The organism is Streptomyces sp. NPDC051907 (assembly GCF_040681075.1).
Lineage (GTDB): Bacteria > Actinomycetota > Actinomycetes > Streptomycetales > Streptomycetaceae > Streptomyces.
The window spans coordinates 17,793-40,567 of the sequence record NZ_JBFAYB010000064.1; the positions used below are offsets into that span (position 1 = coordinate 17,793).

Sequence of the window (22,775 nt, forward strand, 5' to 3'; positions counted from 1 at the left end):
TCACATCGAGGGTGGTGACGTCTCCACTGTTCGATTCACGTTCAGGCCACGCAGACTGCTTACGCACCCACACACGCAAACCCTCGTATCTCCCTGATACGTTCACATCAAACCGGGAGCGGATCGATGTCTGGTTACGCGTTTACGGGAAACACATCGCACAAAGCCGAGGGAACGCACATCGACCACGACTGGCGTTTCGCCGAACTGGTCGCCCGAAGTTGCCTCCAGCCCGATCTGGCACTGCGCTATGCGCTGGAACCGCTCACCGTCCTCGCCGAGTTCGGCATCGTCGCCGGCCCGGACACGGTCATTCCCGCTCTTCCCACGGACGTGCAGCAGGAGATGACGATCATCAGCCTGACGTCCCTGAAGACCCATTCGTCGACCCAGTCGTTCACCTGCACCCTGTGCGGCTCCTCGCCGGGTCCCGACCACACCGAGGCCGCCGCCGTCGGCCTCCGCCCACGCGTCGAGTCCGCCCGATAGGGGCCGCCGATGTCCTCCGACCGGCCACGGGTTGGATTTCGGCGCGATCTGTCCAGCGCCGTCATACCCGGTGACGCGACGTACCTCGTCTCCGAGCAGGGCGTCACAGCGATCACGAGCGACGCCCTGTCGGTTCTGGCCCCGCTGCTCGACGGCAGCCGCGACCTCGCCGCGCTGGTCCGGGACACCCAGGGACTGCTCTCACCGGCCCAGCTCGGCGGCCTGCTCGGCAGGCTCACCCAGGAGGACCTGGTGCGCCAGTATCCGGCGCCCCTGTCCGCCGACTCCCAGGACGTCGCCGCGGCTGCGGCGTTCTGGGAGTCCGCCGGGGTGGAGCCCGGCCACGAGGCCGAGCGGCTGGCCTCGGGCAGCGTGCGGCTGATCGATCTCACCTCGGCCGGCGAGCACGCGGTGCGCGGCGCCTACGGCCCGACGGGGATCCGGATCGGCCGCGACGACGACTGCGAGCTCACCGTCGTGCTCTGCGAGCACTATCTCGCGGCGGAGCTCGCCGAGATCGACCGGCGCCAGCGGGCGAGCGGGCGGCCGTGGCTGCTGGCCAAGCCGCACGGCGTCGAGCTGTGGACGGGCCCGGTGTTCCAGCCGGGGCAGGGGTCCGCCTGCTGGAACTGCCTGGCCTACCGGCTGCGCCACCACCGGCAGGCCGAGCACTACGCGGGCAGCGTGCTGGGGCTCGGCGAGCCGCTCGCCCCGCCGCTCGCCGCCACCGCCGCGAGCCGGGCGCTGGCCCTGCAGATCGTCGCGATGGAGTCGGCGAAGTGGCTGGCGGGTTACCGCCATGAGAACCAGTCGACGGTGTGGACCCTGGACTCGCTGAGCATGGCGGGCGCCCACCACCGGGTGGAGCGCCGGCCGCAGTGCCCCGAGTGCGGCGATCCGGCCCTGGTCGCCGCCAGAGGCTGGAGTCCGGTGCCGCTCGCCTCGCGGCTGAAGAAGTCGCGCTCGGGCGGCGGGCACCGGACGCTGACCGCGCGTCAGGTGCTGGAGCGCTACGAGCACCTGGTCAGCGGGGTGTCCGGGGTGGTGAGCACCCTGCGTCCCGACCCCCGATGTCCCGACAGCCTGAACTCCTACGTCTCGGGGGCCAACCCGGCGCTGCGCGGCAGCGGCGTCGCCGCCATGAGCTCCGGACTGCGCCTGCACAGCGGGGGCAAGGGCGTCACCGAGCTGGACGCGAAGGTGGGCGCGCTCTGCGAGGCACTGGAGCGATATTCGGCCACTTTCCATGGAGACGAGCCGCGGGTCCGATCCAGTCTCAGCGAGCTCGGGGACACCGCTCTGCATCCCAATCTCAGCCAGCTCTACGACGAGCGGCAGTTCGCCCAGCGGCACCGCTGGAACGCGGTGCAGCCCTTCCCGCAGCATGTCTGCGACCCCTTCGACGAGAACGCGGTGATCGACTGGACACCTGTGTGGTCCGTGACCAAGGGAGTGCACCGGATGGCGCCGACCTCCCTGCTCTACTACGCGGCGCCGCAGCCGCCCGGCCCGACGTACGCCCGCGCCGACTCCAACGGCAACGCGGCGGGCTGCAGCATCGAGGACGCCGTGCTGCAAGGCTTCTTCGAGCTGGTCGAGCGCGATTCGGTCGCCCTGTGGTGGTACAACCGCACCCGCCAGCCGGGCGTCGACCTCGACTCCTTCGGCGACCCCTGGTTCGAGGAGATGCGCCGCTGGTACGCCGATCTCGACCGGGAGTTCTGGGTCCTGGATCTCACCGCTGACCTCGGCATTCCCGCGATGGCCGCGGTCTCGCGGTGCACCCGGGGGCCGCAGGAGAACATCGTGTTCGGCTTCGGCTGCCACTTCGACCCCGCGCTCGCCCTGCGGCGCGCGCTCACCGAGATGAACCAGCTCCTGCCCGCGATGACCCCGTCGAATCCGGGCGGGGGGTACGCCTTCGACGATCCGACGCTGCTCGACTGGTGCCACCGCAAGACCGTCGCCGACCAGCCCTATCTGACGCCCGATCCCGAGACGCCGGCCCGGGTGCGGGAGGACTTCCCGTACACGCCCCGCGAGGACCTGCTGGACGACGTTCACGCAGCCGAACGGATCGTACGGGCCCACGGCATGGAGCTTCTCGTCCTGGACCAGACGCGACCGGACATCGACATTCCGGTCGTCAAGGTGATCGTGCCCGGGCTGCGTCACTTCTGGGCGCGATATGCCCCGGGCAGGCTCTTCGACGTACCGGTGACACTCGGCCGCCGGAAGACGCCGATTACCTACGAGGAGCTCAATCCGATCCCGCTCTTTGTCTAGTTATTGCAGTCACACACCCGCCAGATCTCCCCTAGGATCAAGCCACTTCATGTGGTGCAACGGGGAGACGCATGCTGAATGCGGATCATGCACAAGTGAGAACTTTGAACAATCGCAGGCAGATCGAGCCGTCCAGGTCATTCCATGGCGGGGGCGAGGAGGAGCTGGCCTCCAGGATCGCCCTCGCCATTCTCGTCGTCGCACTGGCGAGTTATCTGGGGGCGGCGACGCTGCACTTGCTCATGGTGCGCGAAAGCCTGGCACAGCTGGTCGTCGGCGGCTCGGCGCTCGTCGCGATCTTCGCCGTCCAGGTCATCCGGTCGGTGCCCAGGCGCACCCGGCTCCGAAGACGCCATACGTACTGGATCCTCGCCGTTCAGGCCGTCCTGACCTACGTCCCGGTGCTGCTGCTCGGGCCGATCTGGGTCGGCCTGCCCGGCTTCCTGTCCGGCACGCTGCTGCTGACGTTCCGCCCGCCGTGGTCCTGGCTGAGCGCCGGCCTGGTCCTGTCCTCGGTGATGGCGCTGGCCTTCTCGTTCGGCATGGCGCCGCTCGAGGTCGCCTATGTGGGAGTCTCCTGCCTGCTGTTGACCGCCACCATCTACGGCCTGACCTGGCTGGCCGAGATGGTGGTCCAACTCCGCTCCGCACAGCGGGAGATCGCCCGGCTGGCCGTCGAGCAGGAGCGGCTGCGCTTCGCCCGCGACCTGCACGACCTGCTCGGATACAGCCTCTCGGCGATCACGCTGCGCGGCGAGCTGACCCTGCGGCTGATCGACCAGCATCCCGCCAGGGCCGCGGACGAGCTCTCCACGGTGCTGGAGATCTCCCGGCAGGCGCTCGCCGACGTCCGCGCCGTCGCCCGCAGCTACCGGAATCTCTCTTTCCCGACCGAGCTGGAATCGGCGAAGTCGGTGTTCAACGCGGCCGGGATTCATATCGAGGTCGAATCCACGGTCCATGAAATGCCCGAGCCGGTCGGCACGGCGCTCGCCACCGTGCTGCGCGAGGGAATCACCAATGTGCTGCGGCACAGCGCCGTACGGAACTGCACGGTCACCGCACACCACTCGGACCGAGGCCGGGTGGTGCTGCGCGTGGTCAATGACGGAGTGCAGCGCACCGCCGATCCGCATTCCACGGACGGCGGCTCGGGAATCGGGAATCTGTGCACCCGGATTTCCGCGATCGGCGGCACTCTGGTCGCCGGAGTGCGGGAGGACGGGCGATTCCATCTGGAGGCCGAGGTACCGCTGAGCGCCCCGGCGCCGGCGCCGGAGGGGGTGCGCGCGCTGCGGATCGCGCGCGAGGCGGACCGCCCGGACGGGGCGCGCAGCGCCGTCTGATCCGGCGTGCGCGCGACGGTGCGAGGCGCGCGGGGCCGAAGGGCCGCTAGAGCCAGCCCTGTTCCCGTGCGATGCGGATGGCGTCCACTCTGTTGCGCGCTCCCAGCTTGGTGACGACCATCGTCAGATAGTTCCGTACCGTGCCCACGGTCAGATAGAGCTGCGCCGCGATGTCCGGGGCCTCAGCGCCGTCCGCCGCCATCCGCAGCACCTCCGCCTCCCGCGCGGTGAGCGGGTTGTCCCGGGCGGACCAGGCGTCGAGGGCCAGTTGGGGGTCGATGACCCGCTCGCCGGCCACGACGCGGCGAATGGCGTCCGCGAGCTGGCTGGGCGGGGCGTCCTTGAGGATGAAGCCGGAGACCTGCGCCTCCAGCGCGCGGCGCAGATTGCCCGGCCGGCCCAGGCCCGTGAGGATCAGCGTCCGGCACTCCGGCCGCTTGGCGTGCACCTGGGCGGCGGCCGTCAGGCCGTCCACGCCGGGCAGGTCGATGTCGACGACCGCGACGTCGGGCAGGTGCTCGAGGACCGCCGGCAGAATCCCGTCGCCCGTGCCGACGTCCGCCACGATCTCGATGTCGCGTTCAAGGTTCAACAGAGCGACGAGCGCGCCCCGCACCATATGCATGTCCTCGGCGAGGACCACCCGAATCGTGCGCGAAGCTCCCCCTGGCACCAGGCCTCCCCTGCCCGCCCTACCCCGTGTCGGCGGAAGGCGAGAATACCTCCCCCGGTGACTCTGGACACCCGCTCGAGCACATCCCGAGTACCAGGTCGGACGGTGTGGCCATGCCTCAGGACTCCGCCGTGCGCAGCTACCCTCCCCCTCGCCGCTCGGCGACGGACCTTCCGCAGGAGTACGCGCGTCTGCGCGGCCAGTGTCCGGCCGCCGAGGTCGTGATGCCGAGCGGCGACGGAGCGTACCTGTTCACCAGGTACGACGATGTGCGCACAGTGCTCTCCGACGCGCGGTGCAGCAGGGCGGCGACCGTGCTGCCGAAGTCGCCGAAGCTGACCAAGGCGCCCTTCGACGCGGGCGGCCTGTTCACCATGGACCCGCCGGAGCACACCCGGCTGCGCTCGCTGGTGTCCGGGGCCTTCACGCCCCGGCGCACCGAGCTGCTGCGGCCGCGCATCCAGGAGCTGGCGGACGGCCTGCTGGACGCGATGGCGGAGCGCGGCGGCCCGGTCGACTTCAACGACGCGTTCGCCTTCCCGTATCCGGTGGCCGTCATCTGCGAGCTGCTGGGCGTGCCGTTCGCGGACCGCGAGCGGTTCCGGGAGTGGTCCGACGCGATCCTCTCGCTGACCGCGCACACCCCGCAGCAGATGCTGGAGCACAAGCTCGCGCTCGTCGGCTATCTCCAGCAGCTCGTCGCCGAGAAGCGCAAGGAGCCCGGCGAGGACCTGCTCAGCGCGCTGGTGGAGGTGCGCGACGAGGAGGGGCCGCTGACCGAGCACGAGCTGATCACCATGGCGATGACCCTGCTGATCGCCGGGCACGAGACGACGGTCGGGGTGCTGGGGACGTCCGTGTTCACCCTGCTCCGGCACGACGGCGGGATGGGTCTGGTGCCCGACGCGCCCGAGGATCTGGCCGTGCTGGTCGAGGAGTTGCTGCGGATCAACCCCATCGGGGACGGCGGGCCGCTGCGGGTCACCACGGCGGAGATCGAGGTGGCGGGGGCGACGGTGCCCGCGGGCAGCGCGGTCATCGGCGCGATCTGCTCCGCCAACCGGGACGAGCGCCGCTTCCCGGACGCGGACCGCTTCGATCCGGCCCGGCGGGGCGCGCCCCATCTGGCGTTCGGCCACGGCCCGCACTACTGCCTGGGCGCGCCGCTGGCCCGGGCGGAGCTGCAGATCGCGCTGGCCTCGCTGGCGCGCCGCTTCCCGGCGCTGCGGCTGGCGGTTCCGGTGGCCGAGGTCCGTATGCACACCGGGCTGCTGGTCAACCGGCTCGAGTCGCTGCCGGTGACCTGGAGCTGAGTGCGGTACGGGGGTCGAAGACCCGACGCGCTACGGGTGACCGGGGACCCCACGCCTTACGGGGGCTGTTGACCCGGAGCTGAGTGCCGTACGGGGGTCGAAGACCCGACGCGCTACGGGGACCGGGGATCCCACGCCTTTCGGGGCCAGGGGACCTGAACCAGACCTGATCCGAGGCCTGTTGGGCCCGCCGGCTCAGTACCGCAGCCCGTCCGGCCGGCGCGGCCCGTACCCGAAGGCGCGGTCGACGGCGATATGGCCGAGCCAGCCGAGGCCCGCGACGGCCGTGCGCCTGCTGCCGGCGACGGCGGCGAGGGCGAACAGGGCGACGGGCACGGCGGGCGAGTGCAGCACGTTGTAGGGCCGCACCGCGTAGGCGGGCAGCCGCTCGAACGCGGGCGCGGCCGAGATGCCGTACAGCAGGGCGACGTCGGGCAGGACGGCGGCGGTCCACAGCGCACGGCTGCGCCTGCCGCCGACCCGGGCGCCCGCTCCGAGCGCCAGCAGGCCGACCGCTCCGCTGACGGCGCGCCCGACGGGGTGGCGGTAGGTCCAGCCCTTCACGCGCTCACCCGTCCCGCCCGGCTGAGCAGCGCCTGCGCGCCGCCGACCGCGCCGAGCAGGCCCCTGCGCAGCGGGTGCGCTCCCGTGGTGCGCAGCGCGGCGCGCAGCAGGGCCGTGCGGACCCTCGGGAGCTCGCTCGGCGCGCCGTGCTCGTCGTCCAGGAGCAGCAGCCGGCGGCGTGCGGCCGGGTCGCGGAGGAGTTCCGCCGGCTCGGTGAGCGGCACGATGTCGTCGCGGAGCGCCGCCGCGTACGTCACCGGGATGTGCAGCCTCCTCAGCTCCTGCTCGCTCAGCGCCCATGAGCGGACGGTCTCGAAGACGTCCGCCGGCGCGCAGCCGATCAGATGCGCCAGGGTGAGCACGGTCGTCGCCGGCACCCGGCGCTGCCAGTCGCGGTCGAGGAAGAAGTGCCGCACCGGGGCGCCCACGGTGGCCACGCCCCGTACGCGGTCGTCGGCGAGGGCCGCCCGCAGCGCCAGATGGCCGCCGAAGCTGAGGGCCACGGCGAAGGAGCGGGCGGTGTCCGCGCGGCCGGTGAGCGCGTCCAGCACCGCGCTGAGCATGCGGTGGCTGTCCGCGCGGTAGGGCAGCGCGTTCTCGCCGACGCCGGGCAGCTCGGTCACCGCCAGCGCGACGCCCAGCGCGTCGGCGCGGGCGAGGATCGGGGCCCACTGCTCCTTGACGCTGACGATGCCGCCCATGACGACGATCAGCGGCCTCGGCGACCGGGACGACAGCCCGGCCGTCCAGCAGGCGAACTCTCCTTCGGGCAGGGCGATCTCCAGTCGCTCGACGCCCTTCTGCTCGCGCCGCCAGCGGTCGAAGGTCTCCACGCACCGCTGCCCGGCCCGGCGGCGCAGCGCGTCGTCGTCGGCGGCGAAGGGGAACCGGGCGAGCCCGTAGTGGCGGCAGGCCTCCAGATGACGGCCGCGCCCGGCGAGGCCGTCGCCGGCCCGGCTCCACACCAGGGGCCAGGAGTCGCGTCCGGGCCCGTCCGAGGTCCCCACCGCCGCGAGCAGCTGCCGGCAGCGGTCGGGGGCGATGCCCTGGGCGCGGGCGTGCAGCCGCGCGTAGCGGCGCAGCTCCTCCACGGCGGGCAGCCGGGCCGCCTCCGCCGCTCCGTCCGTATCCGCTCCGTTCGCCTGGGCACCGCTCATATCCGCTCCGCTCGCATCCGCTCCGCTCATGTCCGCTGCTCCGTCCGTGCGGGGGCCGCGGCCGGGGCGGGGACCTGACCGGGGAAGTACGCGGGCGCGAGCACCTTGCGCTGGAGCGCCGGGCTGGCGTTGAGCGCGCGGTAGACGGTGCGCCGCAGGGCCGCCGCGGGCGGCGAGGCGAGCGTGAACATCCTCTCCTGGCGCAGCTGGAGCCCACGCGAGCGCCGTACCGCTGCCTCCCGCTCCCGTTGGAAGGCGTGCACCGCCTCGGCCAGCGCGGCGGGCCGGCCACCGCGGGGCGTCGCCAGCGCGCCGGCGAGCAGCGGGGCGAGGGCCGCCGCGTCGGCCAGCGCGTGGTTGACGCCTTGGCCGAGGATGGGCGACAGGGTGTGCGCGGCGTCGCCGATCAGGACGACCCCGGGGGCCGACCAGCGCCGTACGTCGGTGGTGAAGATGTCCAGCAGTGTGGTGTCGGACCAGCTCGTCACCCCCTCGGCCGCCTCCTGCGCCAGCTCGGGGGCGAGCTCGACGAGCCGGTCGTGCAGCGCGTTCAGGCCCGCCGAACGCAGCTCGCGCAGAGAGCCCTTGGGGATGTTGAGGCCGACCCGGACCGTGCCGTCCGTGCTCGGCAGGAAGAGCCCGTGGCGCCCGGAGCTGATCCGCACCCGGTAGGCGCGCCGGTCCCAGGCCGCCGGGAAGGGCAGCTTCATCCAGACCACGTCCCGCTCCAGCGGGGTGCGCCGGGCGCCGCGCTCGAGGCCCGACAGCCGGCGCACCGAACTGTAGCGGCCGTCCGCGCCGACGGTCGCCTGGGCCCGGATCTCGACGATCCCGCCGGGGGTCTTGGCGCGCACCCCGCGGATCATCGGCCCGTCCGCCAGCAGTCCGACGGCCGACGCGGGTTCGAGGACCGTGCAGCCGCCGTGCTCGTCGGCGGCCTCGGCCAGCGCGGCGAGCAGCACGGGCTGGGCGAGCTCGACGGGCCGGCGGTAGGCGTAGGGGAAGGCGTCGAAGCGTACGTCCAGTACGCGCGCTCCCCCGTCGGCGATCTCCAGCCGGTGGACCTCGTGGGCGTGCTCGCGCACCCGCTCCAGGACGCCGAGCCCGGCCAGCAGCCGCACCCCGTCGGGCGAGAGGGACTCGCCGCGGAAGGCGCGGGCGCCGCCGGCTCGCTGCTCCAGCAGGACGACCCGGCGTCCCAGCCGGGTCAGGGCCAGGGCCAGCGCCCGGCCGCCGGGGCCGCCGCCGACCACGCACACCTCTGTCGTGATCGGCTCGTTCGTCTTGGGCTCGTTCTGCATCGGCTCGTTCGTCTTGGGCTCGTTCGTCTTCGGCTTGTTCGCCTGGGGCGCGGTCATAGCGCCGCCTCCTCCCCCGCGGTGTCGGCCAGCGCCTCCATCAGGCCGGCGTCGAGCATGGTGGAGGCCGCGGTGTCGCTCGTGTCGCCGAAGCCCGCGTCGAACAGCGCCACGCTCACCGTGTACCGGCGGTCCACCAGGCAGGTGTGGAAGGTCCACTCGTCGCCGGTCCCGCGCGATCCGTCCGGTCTGAGGACCTGCACTCTGCGGTCCTGCGGTCCGAAGCCGAACTCGGTGAAGCGGAACCGCATGCCCTGCCCGATCGCCTTGCTGTACGCCTCCTTCAGCGTCCACAGCCGCACCAGCGCGCCGTTGCGCCGCTCGTCGGCGATCTGCTCCAGGGCCTGGCGCTCGTGCGGGGTGCACACCTGGTTCTCGGTGCCGAGCCCTAGCATCGGCCGGTCGTGCAGCTCCGCGTCGACGCCGATCCAGCCCTTGCGGGTCAGCCCGACCAGCAGCAGCGTGTCGGTGTGGCTGAGGCTGATGTCGATCTGGTCGAGGCCGCGCAGATAGGGGCGTCCGCCTGGCTTGTAGGCGAGTTCGACGCTCTGCGGGGACGCCTCGATGATCGCGCAGGCGACGTGCTTGAGCAGCAGCCTGGACGCCACGAAGCGGGAGCGGATCTGGTAGTGCGTCATGGCGGAGAAGCGGGCGTAGTCGCGGCCCAGCAGCGGGCGCAGCTCCGGCGCGTCCAGGTCGGGCGGCAGCCAGTCGTCGAGCTGGGCGTGGACGACGACGCTGCCGTACTCCCGTACCGCGTCACGGACTCGTTCCCAGGGGCCCTCGGGGCCGGTCACCCGTACGGGTCGGGCGAATCCCTGCTCCGTCGCGGGGTTCGCCACGGGTCCCGGAAAGATCGCCATGCCAGCCCTCCAGCTGCTTCACCACTCCGTCGAGTACGTCTGCCGCGGCAGCTCCGTCGAGCACTCTGTGATCGAAGGTCAGTCCCAGGCGCATGACCGGCGCCGCCGCGAGGCGCCCGCCGTCGCGGACGACGGCCCGGTCGGCCACCCGCCCCGCGCAGAAGGTGAGCGCCGTGCCGCCGTAGGAGTGGAAGACGTCGACGGCGCGGTGTCCCAGGGAGCTGACCGCGAACGCGCCCAGCCGCTGGGCCCTGGCCCGCGGGCTGCGCACGCCGAGCCGGAAGGCCAGCTCCCCCAGGGGCGGCGGCAGTTGATTGAGCAGGCGCACGGCCGCGGCGCCGGGGAGCCGGCCCGCCTCGCCGCCGCGGCACAGGTCCACCGCGTCCTGGATCTGCGTCAGCGTCGCCGTGTCCATGCGCGGCAGCACGGCCGTCAGCACCACCCGCTCGCCGTCCGCGCTCGTGCGGTCCAGGGCGAGCTTGGCGGCGACGTCCCCCAGCGGCACGGTGCGCGGCCACAGGCCGCCCCGGGCCAGCGCGAGCGCCTCGGGATGCCGGGCGAGCACCCGTCCGGCGGCGTACAGCAGATAGGTCACCACCGAGAGCCTGCGCCCGCCCGCCCCGGCCTCCTCCCGCGCGCGCTCGGCGGCCCGGTGCTCCTCGACGCGGGTCATGTCGACGTCCGCGCCCAGGTGGACGGGGGCCGCCGAGCGCGCCCAGTTGAGGAAGTAGCGGGTGTGCCGCCTGGCGCGGTCGGCGGAGACGCTCATGTCCCCACCGCTGCGGTCCAGATCTCGCTGAGACTGCGTGCTTCGAGCACGTCGGCGACGGGCACCGGGCGGCCCAGCTCCCTCTCCAGCAGGGAGACCAGCCGCAGCAGATGGACCGAGTCCCAGCAGGGCAGCTCGGTCAGCTCGCGTCCGGCGTCCTGCGGGGCCAGGTCGGTGCCCAGGTGCTCGTTGGCGAGTGAGATCAGATCGACGACGGTGTGCATTCCTCCACCTCCTCGGCCTGGTCGGCCGGTCGGGCCTGGTGGGCCTGGGGTTGCGCAAGGCTGAGCGTCAGCCGTACGTGGTCGGGGACGGGCGGCAGGTCCGCGAGGGCGTGCCGGCAGCGGGTCGCGCCGCGTTCCGCGCTGCCCTCTGCGCCGCCTTCTTCGCTGTCTTCTTCGCCGCCCTGGTGCCCGCCGCCGGGTCCGCCCTGCCCGGCCGCGGCCTCGAAGCCGTGCGCCGGGTAGAACCCGCGCTGCGCCTCGTTCGCCTCGCTCGGCCGGAACAGGGCGTGCACGGCGGGCAGTTCGGCCTCGCGGGCGGCGCGCAGCAGTCCGGCCAGCACGGCGTCCTCGATGCCCCGGCCCAGCACCCGGCAGCTGACGACCATGTTCTCCAGGTGCAGCCCGGCGCCGTCCCTGCGGCCGAGCACCGCGCCGACCACGCCGTCGTCCCCGAACCGGTCGGCGGCCCGCACCGCCAGCACCAGCGCGTCCGGGTCGCGTCCCAGGCGCTGGATCTGCGCGACGGTCAGCCGCGCTCCGGTGAGGTTGAACCGATTGGTGCGCAGGCTCAGCTGGGCGATCCTGGCGGTCTCATGGCTCTGCGCGGGTCCCACGTCGACCCGGATGTCCAGGCTCCGCAGGAAGCTCTCGTAGTCCTTCGCGCCGGCCCGCTGCCCCTCGCGCCGCTCCCGCTCCCGGTAGCGCGCGGCGCGTACGCGGTCCTCGTCGGTGACGGCGAGGACGTCGAACCAGCCGTCGGCCAGCAGCCGTTCGGCGTGGTGGGCCGGCTCGCCGTCCAGGGGGACGACGGCCGCGCCGGGGACTCCGGCCCGTACGACCTCCCGTTCGAAGGCGCTGTCGTCGGCGAAGACCACGGCGGACGGCGCGATGCCCAGGCCCGCGGCGACGGCCCGCACGCCGTCGGCCTTGGAGCCCCAGTCGGCGTGGACGGCGACGAAGTCGTCCGCGCTGAGCGGCCAGTCGGGGTGGGCGGCCAGCGCGCGGGCGACCGGCGCCGGATCGTTCTTGCTGCACACCGCGAGGAGCACGCCCTGGGAGGCGAGCTGCTCGACGGTCCGCCGGAAGCCCGCGAAGGCGCCCGCCCGCAGCGAGTCGGCGGCCCGCACCCGCTCGGGCCCGTCCTCGGCGAGTATCCCGTCCCACAGGGTGCCGTCGAGGTCCAGGACCAGGCACTTCTTGGCTTCGCCGCGCTGGGCGCGGACCAGGTGGACGGCCTCGCGGGCGTATCCGGCGAGCAGCTCGGCGGTGCAGTGGGCGTCGGCGTACGCGCCCAGGCGGGGGTCGTCGGCGCGCACCCCGGCCGAGGTCAGCGGCTCCAGGTCGAGCACGGCCGCCGAGCCGGCGGGTTCGTGCATCCGCAGCAGGTTGGCGTTGAACTCCCGCCAGACCGCGCCCAGTTCGGCGCGCTGCGCCAGCCCGGTCAGCTGGTGGGTGAAGCGTCGCAGCAGCGGCACGGTGTTCAAGGCGATGCAGGCGCCGGCCGGCGCGCGGCTCGCGTGGACGCCGACCAGCTCGGCGAGCAGCAGCCGCTGGCGCTCGGCCTCCAGCGCCACGTCGTACGGCTGCCAGGGGGGCCGGATCCGGTCCCAGACAGTCAGCGGGTCCAGTACGCACAGGGTGAGGTCGGGCCGGTGGGCGTAGAGCGCGGACGCCGGGTCGGCCAGGTCCTGGACGTAGCCGCCGCTGCCGGCCGCGTACGGGATCAGCAGCAGCCCGTGCCGGGCGGTGCGGGCGGTGAGCGCGGGCAGCAGACCGGCCGTCGTCGAGCGGCCGGTCACCGCGATCCGTACCGCGGGGACGCCGGGGTGGGCGGCGAGCACCTCGGCCGGGTCGATCCGCGCCAGCAGCCGGCCCGCGTCGTCGAGTTGCTCCTCGTCGAGCCGGGCGAGCAGGCCGGCGATCCGCGGATACGCGTCGACGAGCGCGCCCTGGCGGTGCAGGGCGCGCAGCTCCCGCTGTGCTTCGCCTCGCGCGCTCATCCGGTCGCCTCCACTGCGAAGCCCGCCTTGATCCATTTGCTGGACTCGATGGCTATGCCGACCGCGCGGTCTCCTGCCGCCAGCCGGGGCAGCAGCCGCTCCAGCTGGTGGAAGACCAGCGCGTTCCCGTTGTTTCCGGTCTCCGCCACACAGGAGACCTCCTCCCACTCGAGGCCCTGCCGCAGACCCCTCGTGATGCGCTCGGTCATCCGCCCGCTGAGCTGGGGCGGCAGGACGTGCCCGAGCGAGGCGGCGGGCCAGTCCAGCGCGTCGAGCAGCCAGTCGAGCACTTCCCGGGCCATCACGGGCACCAGGGACTCGACGGACTTGTAGTCCTCGACGACGGCGGGCCGGTCGCTGTGGCGGTCGGCCTGCCCGAACCACTCGACGCGCTGGCCCGGCGCCCGGCCCAGGCCGCTGAGCCAGTGCTCGGCGCGCACCAGGCGGGCGCGGGCGGCCTCGGGGGCGCGGGTGAGGGCGACGGCGCCCGCGCCGTCGCCGAAGAGCACATAGTTGACCAGCTGTGTGGCCGGCAGCTCGCGGAAGTCCTGGCGCAGGTCGAGGTGTTTGCTGCACACGTCGCCGCCGACGACCAGGCCCACGGGCTTCTGGCCGCGCTTTTCTCGGCTCCCGCCGGCGAGCAGCGCGCCGGCCAGCGCCAGCGCCTGCACGGATCCCGAGCAGCCGGACTGAAGCTGGTAGACGGGCACCTGGTCGATGCCGAGCCGGTCGGCGACCAGCGCCGCGGTGGTCGGCATCAGGGCGTCGGGGGTGGCGGTCGCCACGACGATGAACGCCACGTCGTCGGGGTCGGCCCCGGCGTCGGCGAGCGCGCGGTCGGCCGCGTCGGCGCACAGGTCCTCCAGGGCCCAGCGGACCGCGCCGCCTTCGAGGTCGACGGCGAAGTGCCGGGTCCTGGTGCCGATGAACGCCTCCACCCACTCCGGGGCGATCCCCAGGCGTCTGGAGAGCGCGGCGTTGTCGACGGGGTCGCCGGGCAGCGCGGTGCCCACCCCGGCGATGCCGACGCCGCCGCGGCCCGCGGGCCAGCTCACCGGGCCACCGCGGCGTTCAGCTGCTCCGCGAGGTACCCGATCAGCGACTCGACGCTGACGAGGCTGGAGAGCATCTCGGGCATGGACAGCTCGCCGACCTCGGGGAAGCGGACCTCCAGCCGGTACTTGAGCTCCATGAGCATCACGGAGTCGAAGCCGAGGTCGTCGTAGAAGCGCAGCGCGTCGTCGAGCTCGTCGTGGCGGCCTCCCCTGACCATGGCGACGGCCTCCCGCACCCCTTGGCGCACCCGGTCGGGACCGGCCGGGCGGGCGGCGGCGGGGCGGCGCTGCGGCTGTGTGCCCGCCGCCGCGAGCTGCTCGTGCCAGGAGCGCCACTCGGTGGAGAAGACATGGGCGGGCAGCCGTACGGCCCGTTTGGCCGCGTCCGGGTAGAAGACGTCCCAGGCCGGGTCGAGCCCGTCCTGGTGCAGCCGGGCGAGGAGCTCCCCCAGCTCGCGCGGGCCCGAGTCCTCGGTGCGGCAGACGCCGAGCGCGGGGACGTCGCGGGCGGCGCCGATGCGCCGGATCAGAGCGCTCAGCACCGGCTTGGGGCCGATCTCGACGATATGGGTGGGCGGGCGCTCGCAGAGCGAGGCGACGGCCTGCTCGAACCGGACGGTCGCCGAGACGTGCTCCGTCCAGTAGGCGGCGTCCAGCTCCTCGCCGGGGCCCAGCAGCCGCCCGCGCACGGTCGAGTGGAACGGCAGCCGCGGCCGGCCGCCGGGTATCCGTGCCGCGACCCGCTCGAAGCGGCCCAGCATGGGCGCCATCAGCGGCGAGTGGAAGGCGTGCGAGACCTTCAGCGGCGTGCAGGCCAGGCCGCGCTCCTCGAGCCGGGCGCGGATGCGTCCCAGGGCGTCGAGGCCGCCCGACAGGACGGTGGCGCCGGGGCCGTTGAGCGCGCCGACGCCGACGGACGGCTCGTCGGCGACGAGCGCGGCGGCCTCGGCGGGGCGGGCCCGGGTGGCCAGCATGCCGCCGCCTTCGGGCAGCTGCTGCATATAGGCGCCGCGCACGGCGACGAGCCGTGCCGCGTCCGCGAGGTCCAGCGCCTCGGCGACGACGGCCGCCGCGAACTCGCCGATGCTGTGCCCGACGACGGCGGCGGGGCGCACGCCCAGCTCCATGAGGGTGCGGGCCAGGGCGTACTGGACGGCGAACAGGGCGGGCTGGGTGGCGCCGGTGCGGTGCACGACCGGGTCGCCGGCCAGGATCGTCTCGTGCACCGGGGTGACGGTGTACGGCTGGAGCGCCTTGGACGCCTCGTCGAGGAAGGTCCGGTAGACGGCGGAGCGCTCGTACAGGCCGGCGGTCATCCGCGGGTACTGGGAGCCCTGGCCGGTGAACGCGAAGGCCACCACCGGCTCTTCGGCGCCCTCGGCGTACGCGGTCTCCAGCTCGGCGCCGGCGAACAGCCGCGAGGCCAGCTCCTCGGGCGAGTCGACGGCGGCGGCGAAGCGGTACGGCAGGGCCGCGCGGGCGCGGTTGCTGGTCCAGCAGAGCCGGGCGAGCTCCTCGCGGCCGCGCCCGGCCGCGTCCACGGCCTGGATCCGCAGATTGCGCCGCAGGGCGGTGGGGGTGTCCGCGGACAGGGTGAACACCCCGACGGCGGGGCCGGGTTCGGCGGGCGGGGCCGCGGGCGGCTCGGACGGGGCGCGTCCCAGCACCACATGGGCGTTCGTGCCCCCCATGCCGAAGCTGGAGACTCCCGCGCGGCAGCCCTCCTCGGGCAGCGGCAGCGGCTCGGCGATCAGCTCCATGCCGCGCCGGGCGAGCCCGAGCCGCGGGTTCTCCTCGCCGAGCAGGGGGTTGGCCGGGACGGTTCCGTGGTGGAGCGCCAGCACGGTCTTGACCAGTCCGGCCATGCCGGCCGCGCCCTCGGTGTGCCCGATCAGGCCCTTGACCGCGCCGACGGCCAGCGGCCGTCCGCGCTGCCCCTGGCTGTCGCGGAACACGTCGGCCAGCGCGAGTGCCTCGATCTGGTCGCCGAGCGGGGTGCCGGTGCCGTGGGCCTCGACGAAGAGGATGTCGTGCGGGCTGACGCCGGCCCGGCGGCAGGCTGCTGCGACGACGTCGCGCTGGGCCGCGCGGTGCGGGGCCATGATGCCGTTGCTGCGGCCGTCCTGGTTGACCGCGCTGCCGTGGACCACGGCGAGGATCCGGTCGCCGTCGCGGACCGCGTCCTGGAGCAGGCGCAGCGCCACCACGCCCACGCCCTCGCCGCGGCCGATGCCGTCGGCCGCGGCGGAGAAGGGCTTGCACCGTCCGTCGGGGGCGGCGAGCCCGGCCTGGGCGTAGATCTCGTCGAGCACCGGGCCGAGCACGATGTTGACGCCGCCGGCGAGCGCGAGGTCGCACTCGCCGGCGCGCAGCGCGGTGCAGGCCAGGTGCACGGCGACGAGCGCGGAGGAGCAGGCGGTGTCCACGGTGATGCTGGGCCCGCGCAGATCGAGCTGGTAGGAGACGCGGTTGGCGAGCATGGAGCGGCCGCTGCCGGTGCCGGTGCGCGGGGTCACCCCGTCGGGCGATGCGACGCTCAGACGCATCCAGTCGTCGGACATGGAGCCCGCGTACACGCCGACCGAGCCGCCCGCGAGCCGGGAGGGGCAGATCCCGGCGTCCTCGACGGCCCGCCAGGCGCATTCGAGCAGCAGCCGCTGCTGCGGGTCCATGGCCTTCGCCTCGGCGGCGGGCACGGCGAAGAAGGAGCGGTCGAACGCGTCGGCGTCGGTCAGGAAGCCGCCGGGCACGGCGCAGCGTCCGCGGGACGCGGGGCGTTCGCCGACGGCGGGCGTCCCGCTCGTCAGCAGCCTCCAGTACGCGTTCGGATCGGGCGCGCCGGGGAATCTGCAGTCCAGTCCCACCACCGCGACCGGCCGGCTGAACGGGCCTGTTGGACGGCCCATGGTCACACCTCCCGATGCCCGCCGCCGGCCTTGGCGAACTCGTCGGCGAGGTGGCGTGCGAGATCGTCGGCCGTGGGGTGGTCCCAGGCGACGGTGGGCTCGAGGAAGAGCCCGAACTCCTCCTCGATGTCGCCGTACAGGCTGAGCGCCGCCACCGAGTCCAGCCCGTACTCCGCGAAGGGGGTGCGCGGCCCGATCTCGTCGGCCGGGCGCTGGAGGTACTCGCTCAGCCGGGTGATCAGCCAGGTGCGGAAGTCGCGTTCGTCGAACTCGGCCACAGGCTTGGTCGACCAGGGGCCCGGGGCGTCGCTCCCGGTGGAATGCAGCGCCATCTGATGCTCCTCAACAACGTGTCTGCGGTCAGCCGGCGATCGGGGTGTCGTACAGGTCGTAGCTGCGGGCTTCGTGGTAGCGGTTCAGCACCTCGTCGAGCAGCTGGTCCTGCCAGCCGTCCGGGAGCTTGGGGAGGGGGTGGCCGAGCCGCTTCACCAGCCGGGTCAGCGCGGCGGCGAGCCAGGCGGGCGAGGCGAGGAACGGGTCGTCCTCGGGCTCCTGGCGCCGCCACACGCCCAGGCAGGCCGCGCCCGCCAGCAGCAGGGTGTACCGGTCGGCCAGGGCGTACGCCTTGGGGCTCGCCAGGACCGTGCGGTCCTTGGGGGACATGGCCCGGCACTCGGCCGTCAGGCTCGCCAGCTCCTCCTGGAGAGCGGCGGCCAGGGCGGCGAGCGACTCGGCGTACTCGCCGGCCCGCGCCATGGCCGCGACGGCCTCGGCCGCGCCGTCCAGGGAGTCGATCAGCGCGTCGCTCCCGGCGACCAGCACCAGCCGGTCCGGGTCGAGCGGCGGCAGGGGGTCGCGCACCCGGAACAGCCCCTCGGGCGCGGCCTTCCCGGAGAGCCAGGCGGTGCGGGCGAGCCGCGGCAGCTGGGGGACGATCGTCGCCTGGCAGGCGGCGGTCCCGGCGTGCCCGAGGCTGATCATGGGCAGATCGCGGACGTGCTTCTGGAAGGCGCCGTAGGCCCCGTCGCGTACGTAGAAGTTCGCGCCGAGCACGATGGACAGGTCGTAGGCGGTCTCGGTGAGCAGTTTGGGCAGCAGGTACTTCACGGCGGCGGCGTACACGCTGGTGGCGTCCGGGACCAGGTGCACGGCCCGGGTGGCGGTCAGCGCCAGGCAGTCGCTGATCAGCAGGTCGGTGAACGCGCCGACGATGGTGGCGCGGGCGTGCGGGATCTCCAGCACGGACCGGTGGTAGAGCTTGCGGTCCAGGGCGAAGCCGACGGCGGTCCGCAGGGCGGTGTCGCCGCCGCCGAGGATCATCGAGGGCAGCACGCTGCGGGTGATCTGGAAGGAGCGCAGGGCCAGTTCGACGCCGTCGCCGAGCTTGCCGATCAGCGCGTCGGCGGGCAGCGGGCAGTCGGCGAACTCCACGCCGGCGTTCTGGCAGCCGCGTACGCCGACGGTCTCGTACCGCGGCAGATAGCGGTAGCGGTCGGCGGGCGCGATCGACTTGTCGACCAGCAGGACGGAGTGGCTGCGGCTGCCGGCGCTGTCCTCGGTGCGGCTGAACAGGACGAGGGCCTCGGCGCGTTCGACGTTGTTGATGACCTGCTTGACGCCGTGCAGCGTGAAGCCGTCCTCGGTGGGCGTCGCCCGGAACTCGTTGCGCACGAAGTCGTTGCCGTGGGCGAGCTCGTGGTAGGCGATGGCCAGCCGGCCGCCGCCCAGCAGCAGTTCGGCGACCCGGCGCTGCTGCTCGGGGGTGCCGGCCGCCCATACGGCGACGGCGGCGAGGAAGGTGGTCGCGCCGTAGCCGAGGCCGAGGCTGGCGTCCCTGCGGAAGACTCCGCGCAGCACGCGGCCCAGGGTGTCGACGCGGTCGAGTCTGCCGCCGAGCTCCGTCGGCACGAACTCCGCGTTCAGCCCGAAGTCGGCGAGGGCGGCCTCGGCCTCGGCGAGCAGCTCGCCGCGCTCGTCGGCGGCGAGCAGCGCGCCGAGGCCCAGCGGGTTGGCCGCGTCGTTGGGGTCGCCGAAGCGCCTCTCCAGGTCGGCGACGCGCTGCTGGACGAGGACTTCTTCCGGGCTCGGGCTCAGCATGGCGGTCCTTCTGCGATACGGCCGGAGAGCAGGGAGAACAGCTCTCCCGCCTCGTACTGCTCGGTCAGCCGGCCCAGCAGCCGCTCGTACAGCGACTCCAGGTCGGGGTCGTAGGCGGCGGGCGGGCGCGGCTGCGGTCCGGTGACGCCGGGCACGGCCGCTTCGAGCCGCTCGGCCAGCCGGGCCAGCGCGGCCTCCAGCCACAGGCCGGAGCTCCACAGCGCCGCGGTGCGGGGGCCGTGTGCGAGGCGGCGGTTGTGCTGCCATACGCCCAGGCAGCAGGCGGCGGCGAAGCACAGGCTGTAGCCGCGGGCGAGGTCGAAGCTCTCCACGGGCGCGCCGCCCGGGACCGGTCGTGCGGCCCGCATCCTGGTGTGCAGCTGCTCGGCGGCCTGCGCGAGGGTGCGGGCGAGGGCGGCGGCGCGGGCGAGCTCGGGGCGGCGGGACGCCTGGGCGCCGAGCACCTCGGCGGCGGTCGGCAGCGATCCCAGCACGGTGCTGCCGCGCCGCGCGAGCAGGCTGAGCTGGCCGGGGCTGAGCCGGGGCAGCGGGCGGGCGTAGCAGTAGGTGTCGGCGAGGGCGTCGGGCTCGCGGTCGCGGACGGGGTGGCAGCGGGCGAGCGTGCGGAACTGGGCGGTGAGCGCGTACAGGTTGACCATGGTGTTGCCGTCGAAGATGCCGACGATCCGATGGTCGCGCTCCAGCTTCTGGAACCGTCCGTCCGCGTAGTAGTCGCTCAGGACGGCACGTGCGCCGAGCACCCCGCGCAGCCGGGTCAGCACGTCGTCGACGACGGTCGGCACCAGGTACTTGGCGACCGCGGAGGTGACGCTGAGCTCGTCGGGCAGGGTGTGGATGGAGCGGGCGGCGACCGTGCTCAGCGCCTCCATGGCGAGCACGTCGGCGTATGTCTCGGCCAGGGTGCGGCGGGCGGCCGGGAGGTCGATGAGCCTGCGTCCGTACAGCTCGCGCTCGGCGGCGAAGGCGTGGGCGACGCGCAGCCCGTGGTCGGCCGCGCCGAGGGAGAGCGCCGTGCACAGCGAGCGGGTGATCTGGAGGGCCTTGAGCACGGTCTCGGGGCCCTCGCCCTCGCGGCCGACCAGAGCGCCCGCGTCGACGGGCGCGCGGTCGAAGGCGATGCCGCTGATGTCGGCGCCGCGGATGCCGAGGGTGCGCACCTTGGGCAGGGTGCGGTAGGCGCCCTTCGGCAGGGCGTGCTTGTCGACGAGGAAGAGGCTGAAGCCGCGTGGGCCGCCCTCGGCGGCGGTGCGGGCCAGCAGGCAGACCAGGCGGCCCCGGGTGGCGTTGTTGATGAGCCACTTCTCGCCGGTGACGAGGTAGCCGCCGTGGGCCCGCTCGGCGACGACCTCGCCGGCCATCAGGTCGCTGCCGTGGGTGCGCTCGGTCAGCCCGAGGGAGACGGGCTCGCCGGCGCGTACGAGCGAGGCGAGGCGCTCGGCGCCCTCGAAGTCCTGCGCGACCCAGACGCAGACCGCGCCGAGGAAGGTCTTGCCGTGCCCGATCGCGCTGGTCAGATCGCGGCGGGCGATGGTCCGCACGATCTCCAGCAGCTGCGGGAACTCGGTGAGCGCGCCGCCGTACTCGGCGGGGATGTAGTAGTGGTGGACGCCGAGTTCGCCGAGCAGCTCGCAGGCCGCCGCGGGGAACTCCTCGGCGGCGTCCTCGGCGGCGGCGCGGGCGTAGGAGAGCGGCCCGGCGGCGCTGGGGTCGCCGAGCCGCGTCTCGAGCTGTTCGGCCAGCCGCCAGCGCAGGGCCGGGTCCGCCGCCCCCAGGACGGGATCGGCCTCTCGCGCGGCCGTGGCCCGCTCGGTGAGCGCCGTCATCCGCCGGCTCCGTCGGGGGCCTGCTGGCATACCCCGGCGGTGACCAGCCTGCGGACCTCCGGGTGGAGCACCTCGTGCAGCGGCTGGATCCGCCCGTCGAGGAAGAGCTGGCGCATGGCGGTGCGCTGGAGCTTGCCGCTGGTGGTGCGGCGCACGGTGCCGGGGCGGACCAGCAGCACGTTCTCCGCGGCGACGTCGAACTCCTTGCAGACGCAGGTGCGCACCGCGGCCGACAGCGACGCCAGCTCGGCCTCGAAGCCGGAGCCGGTGCGCACCTCCTGGACGACGACGACATGGTCGCGGTCCGACTCGACGGCGAAGGCGGCGCTGGAGCCGAAGAGCGCGCTCACCCGTTGGACGCTGCGCTCGATGTCCTGCGGGTAGAGGTTGCGGCCCGCCACGATCATGATGTCCTTCATCCGGCCGGTGATGTACAGCTCGTCGCCGTCCATCGCGCCGAGGTCGCCGGTGCGCAGATAGCCCTCGTCGCCGTCCTTGGTCGTGCCCTTGAAGGCGTGGGCGTTCTCCAGGGGCCGGTTCCAGTAGCCGCGGGCCACGCTCTCGCCGCGTATCCAGACCTCGCCGACCGTGCCGGAGGGGAGCTTGCTGCGGCTGTCCGGGTCGACTATGGCGATGTCGCAGTTCTGCGGGCGGCCCGAGCTGACGAGGGTCTTGGTCGGCCTGCCCGCGGGGGCGTGCCGCATCAGATGGCGTTCGAGGTCGGCGGCGTCCACCTCGCGGGTGCGGGCGGGGCGGCCGGGCTCCTTGCCGGCGACCAGCAGCGTGGACTCGGCGAGCCCGTAGCAGGGGTAGAAGGCCTCCTTGCGGAAGCCCGCCGGGGCGAAGCGCTCGGCGAAGGCGTCCATGGTCTCGGCCCGCACCGGCTCGGCGCCGTTGACGGCCGTCTCCCAGCGGGAGAGGTCGAGCCCGGCGATCTGGTCGTCCTTGATCCGCCGCAGGCACAGGTCGTACGCCAGGTTGGGCCCGCCGCCCGTGGTGATGCCGTACTGGTCGACCATCTGGAGCCAGCGCAGCGGCCGCTTCACGAACGTCATCGGCGGCATCAGCACGCCCGCGCTGCCCAGCCACAGCGGGTGCAGCAGATGGCCGACGAGCCCCATGTCGTGGTGGAACGGCAGCCAGCCGCCGACCCGGGAGTCGGAGCTGGTGCGCATCGCCTGCTGGATGGCCCGCTGGTTGGCGAGGAGATTGCGGTGGGTGACCATGACGCCCTTGGGGTCGCTCACCGAGCCCGAGGTGTACTGGAGGAACGCCACGTCGTCGGGGAAGAGCCCCGGCTCCCGCCAGGCCTGCGGGTCGCCGACGTCCGCCCGGTCGGTGGCCAGGCACGCGACCTCCGGGTGGCCGATATTGGCCAGCAGCTGCGAGACGGTCGAGGCCGTCGAGGCGTCGGTCAGGATGTAGCTCACCGAGGCGTCCCGCACGATGTTCGCGACCCGTTCGACGTTCTGCCGGGAGCCGACGGGCGCGGGCGCCGGCACGGCCACCGCGCCGGCGTACAGACAGCCCAGGAAGCTGCTCATGAACTCCCGTACGTCGCTCTGCAGGATGAGCACCCGGTGGCCGTGCGAGCCCTGGCCCTGAAGCCAGGAGGCCAGCCGTTTCGCCCGCTCGCCGAGCTCGCCGTAGCTGAGCACATCGGACTCCAGCTCCCCCTGCTGACTGGCGCGAACACAGAAGTAGGCCTCCCGGTCCGCGAGTTCCGATGCTCTGTCCAAGCAAAGTTCGGTGAAGTTCCGGTGTGCAGCCATCGTCGCCCCCAGCGCCGCGGTACTTATGGCCAGAGCTTGGAAAATCCGTCTCAAGGCCG

Annotated in this window: 18 protein-coding genes; 4 read left to right on the top strand and 14 right to left on the bottom strand. The window is 73.6% G+C overall.

Annotated features, from left to right (window positions below; all coding sequences use genetic code 11):
• The first annotated feature begins 126 nt into the window (after positions 1-126).
• The 3 genes from AB0M39_RS27980 (at position 127) to AB0M39_RS27990 (ending at position 4,121) form a co-directional block, all read left to right on the top strand.
• Complete coding sequence (locus AB0M39_RS27980; protein WP_365368692.1) at positions 127-489, top strand: hypothetical protein; 363 nt, start codon at positions 127-129, stop codon at positions 487-489.
• Between the two features lie 9 nt (positions 490-498).
• Positions 499-2,775 (top strand): TOMM precursor leader peptide-binding protein, encoded by a 2,277-nt coding sequence (locus AB0M39_RS27985; protein ID WP_365368693.1) that lies wholly within the window; start codon positions 499-501, stop codon positions 2,773-2,775.
• Between the two features lie 95 nt (positions 2,776-2,870).
• A complete protein-coding gene (locus AB0M39_RS27990) occupies positions 2,871-4,121 on the top strand; it encodes a histidine kinase (protein WP_365368695.1) in 1,251 nt (416 codons plus the stop codon).
• A gap of 46 nt (positions 4,122-4,167) precedes the next feature.
• Here the strand turns inward: AB0M39_RS27990 and AB0M39_RS27995 are convergent, their stop codons facing one another.
• Positions 4,168-4,794: a response regulator transcription factor gene (locus AB0M39_RS27995; protein ID WP_365368696.1), complete on the bottom strand. Its 627-nt coding sequence runs from the start codon at positions 4,792-4,794 to the stop codon at positions 4,168-4,170.
• A 113-nt stretch (positions 4,795-4,907) separates the two neighbouring features.
• Between AB0M39_RS27995 and AB0M39_RS28000 the strand changes: the two genes are divergently transcribed.
• Positions 4,908-6,107 carry a cytochrome P450 gene (locus tag AB0M39_RS28000; RefSeq protein ID WP_365368697.1) on the top strand — a complete coding sequence of 400 codons (1,200 nt, stop codon included), beginning with the start codon at positions 4,908-4,910 and terminating at the stop codon, positions 6,105-6,107.
• A gap of 195 nt (positions 6,108-6,302) precedes the next feature.
• On the opposite strand, the gene AB0M39_RS28005 is transcribed toward AB0M39_RS28000, so the two are convergent.
• The 13 genes from AB0M39_RS28005 to AB0M39_RS28065 are packed head-to-tail and all read right to left on the bottom strand — an operon-like array spanning position 6,303 to position 22,683.
• Positions 6,303-6,671: a DUF4260 family protein gene (locus tag AB0M39_RS28005; protein WP_365368698.1), complete on the bottom strand. Its 369-nt coding sequence runs from the start codon at positions 6,669-6,671 to the stop codon at positions 6,303-6,305.
• On the bottom strand, positions 6,668-7,858 hold the full coding sequence (locus AB0M39_RS28010) for an alpha/beta hydrolase (RefSeq protein WP_365368699.1): 1,191 nt from the start codon (positions 7,856-7,858) through the stop codon (positions 6,668-6,670). Before AB0M39_RS28010 ends, AB0M39_RS28005 begins: the two co-directional genes overlap by 4 nt.
• A complete protein-coding gene (locus AB0M39_RS28015) occupies positions 7,855-9,186 on the bottom strand; it encodes an FAD-dependent monooxygenase (RefSeq protein WP_365368700.1) in 1,332 nt (443 codons plus the stop codon). Before AB0M39_RS28015 ends, AB0M39_RS28010 begins: the two co-directional genes overlap by 4 nt.
• A complete protein-coding gene (locus AB0M39_RS28020) occupies positions 9,183-9,983 on the bottom strand; it encodes a 4'-phosphopantetheinyl transferase superfamily protein (protein ID WP_365368701.1) in 801 nt (266 codons plus the stop codon). Before AB0M39_RS28020 ends, AB0M39_RS28015 begins: the two co-directional genes overlap by 4 nt.
• A complete protein-coding gene (locus AB0M39_RS28025; RefSeq protein WP_365368702.1) occupies positions 9,946-10,818 on the bottom strand; it encodes a 2-oxo acid dehydrogenase subunit E2 in 873 nt (290 codons plus the stop codon). Before AB0M39_RS28025 ends, AB0M39_RS28020 begins: the two co-directional genes overlap by 38 nt.
• The gene (locus AB0M39_RS28030) at positions 10,815-11,042 is read right to left on the bottom strand and encodes an acyl carrier protein (protein WP_365368704.1); all 228 of its coding nucleotides are present in this window, start codon (positions 11,040-11,042) and stop codon (positions 10,815-10,817) included. Before AB0M39_RS28030 ends, AB0M39_RS28025 begins: the two co-directional genes overlap by 4 nt.
• The gene (locus AB0M39_RS28035; RefSeq protein WP_365368705.1) at positions 11,021-13,042 is read right to left on the bottom strand and encodes an HAD-IIIC family phosphatase; all 2,022 of its coding nucleotides are present in this window, start codon (positions 13,040-13,042) and stop codon (positions 11,021-11,023) included. The genes AB0M39_RS28030 and AB0M39_RS28035 overlap by 22 nt, the downstream gene beginning before the upstream one ends.
• The gene (locus tag AB0M39_RS28040) at positions 13,039-14,097 is read right to left on the bottom strand and encodes a 3-oxoacyl-ACP synthase III family protein (RefSeq protein ID WP_365368706.1); all 1,059 of its coding nucleotides are present in this window, start codon (positions 14,095-14,097) and stop codon (positions 13,039-13,041) included. The genes AB0M39_RS28035 and AB0M39_RS28040 overlap by 4 nt, the downstream gene beginning before the upstream one ends.
• Positions 14,094-17,003 (bottom strand): beta-ketoacyl synthase N-terminal-like domain-containing protein, encoded by a 2,910-nt coding sequence (locus AB0M39_RS28045; protein ID WP_365368707.1) that lies wholly within the window; start codon positions 17,001-17,003, stop codon positions 14,094-14,096. Before AB0M39_RS28045 ends, AB0M39_RS28040 begins: the two co-directional genes overlap by 4 nt.
• A 2-nt stretch (positions 17,004-17,005) precedes the next feature.
• A complete protein-coding gene (locus AB0M39_RS28050) occupies positions 17,006-17,335 on the bottom strand; it encodes an acyl carrier protein (protein WP_365368708.1) in 330 nt (109 codons plus the stop codon).
• A 28-nt stretch (positions 17,336-17,363) separates the two neighbouring features.
• Positions 17,364-19,100 carry an acyl-CoA dehydrogenase gene (locus tag AB0M39_RS28055; protein ID WP_365368709.1) on the bottom strand — a complete coding sequence of 579 codons (1,737 nt, stop codon included), beginning with the start codon at positions 19,098-19,100 and terminating at the stop codon, positions 17,364-17,366.
• On the bottom strand, positions 19,094-20,944 hold the full coding sequence (locus tag AB0M39_RS28060; protein ID WP_365368710.1) for an acyl-CoA dehydrogenase: 1,851 nt from the start codon (positions 20,942-20,944) through the stop codon (positions 19,094-19,096). Before AB0M39_RS28060 ends, AB0M39_RS28055 begins: the two co-directional genes overlap by 7 nt.
• Complete coding sequence (locus tag AB0M39_RS28065; protein WP_365368711.1) at positions 20,941-22,683, bottom strand: fatty acyl-AMP ligase; 1,743 nt, start codon at positions 22,681-22,683, stop codon at positions 20,941-20,943. The genes AB0M39_RS28060 and AB0M39_RS28065 overlap by 4 nt, the downstream gene beginning before the upstream one ends.
• Positions 22,684-22,775 lie beyond the last annotated feature (92 nt).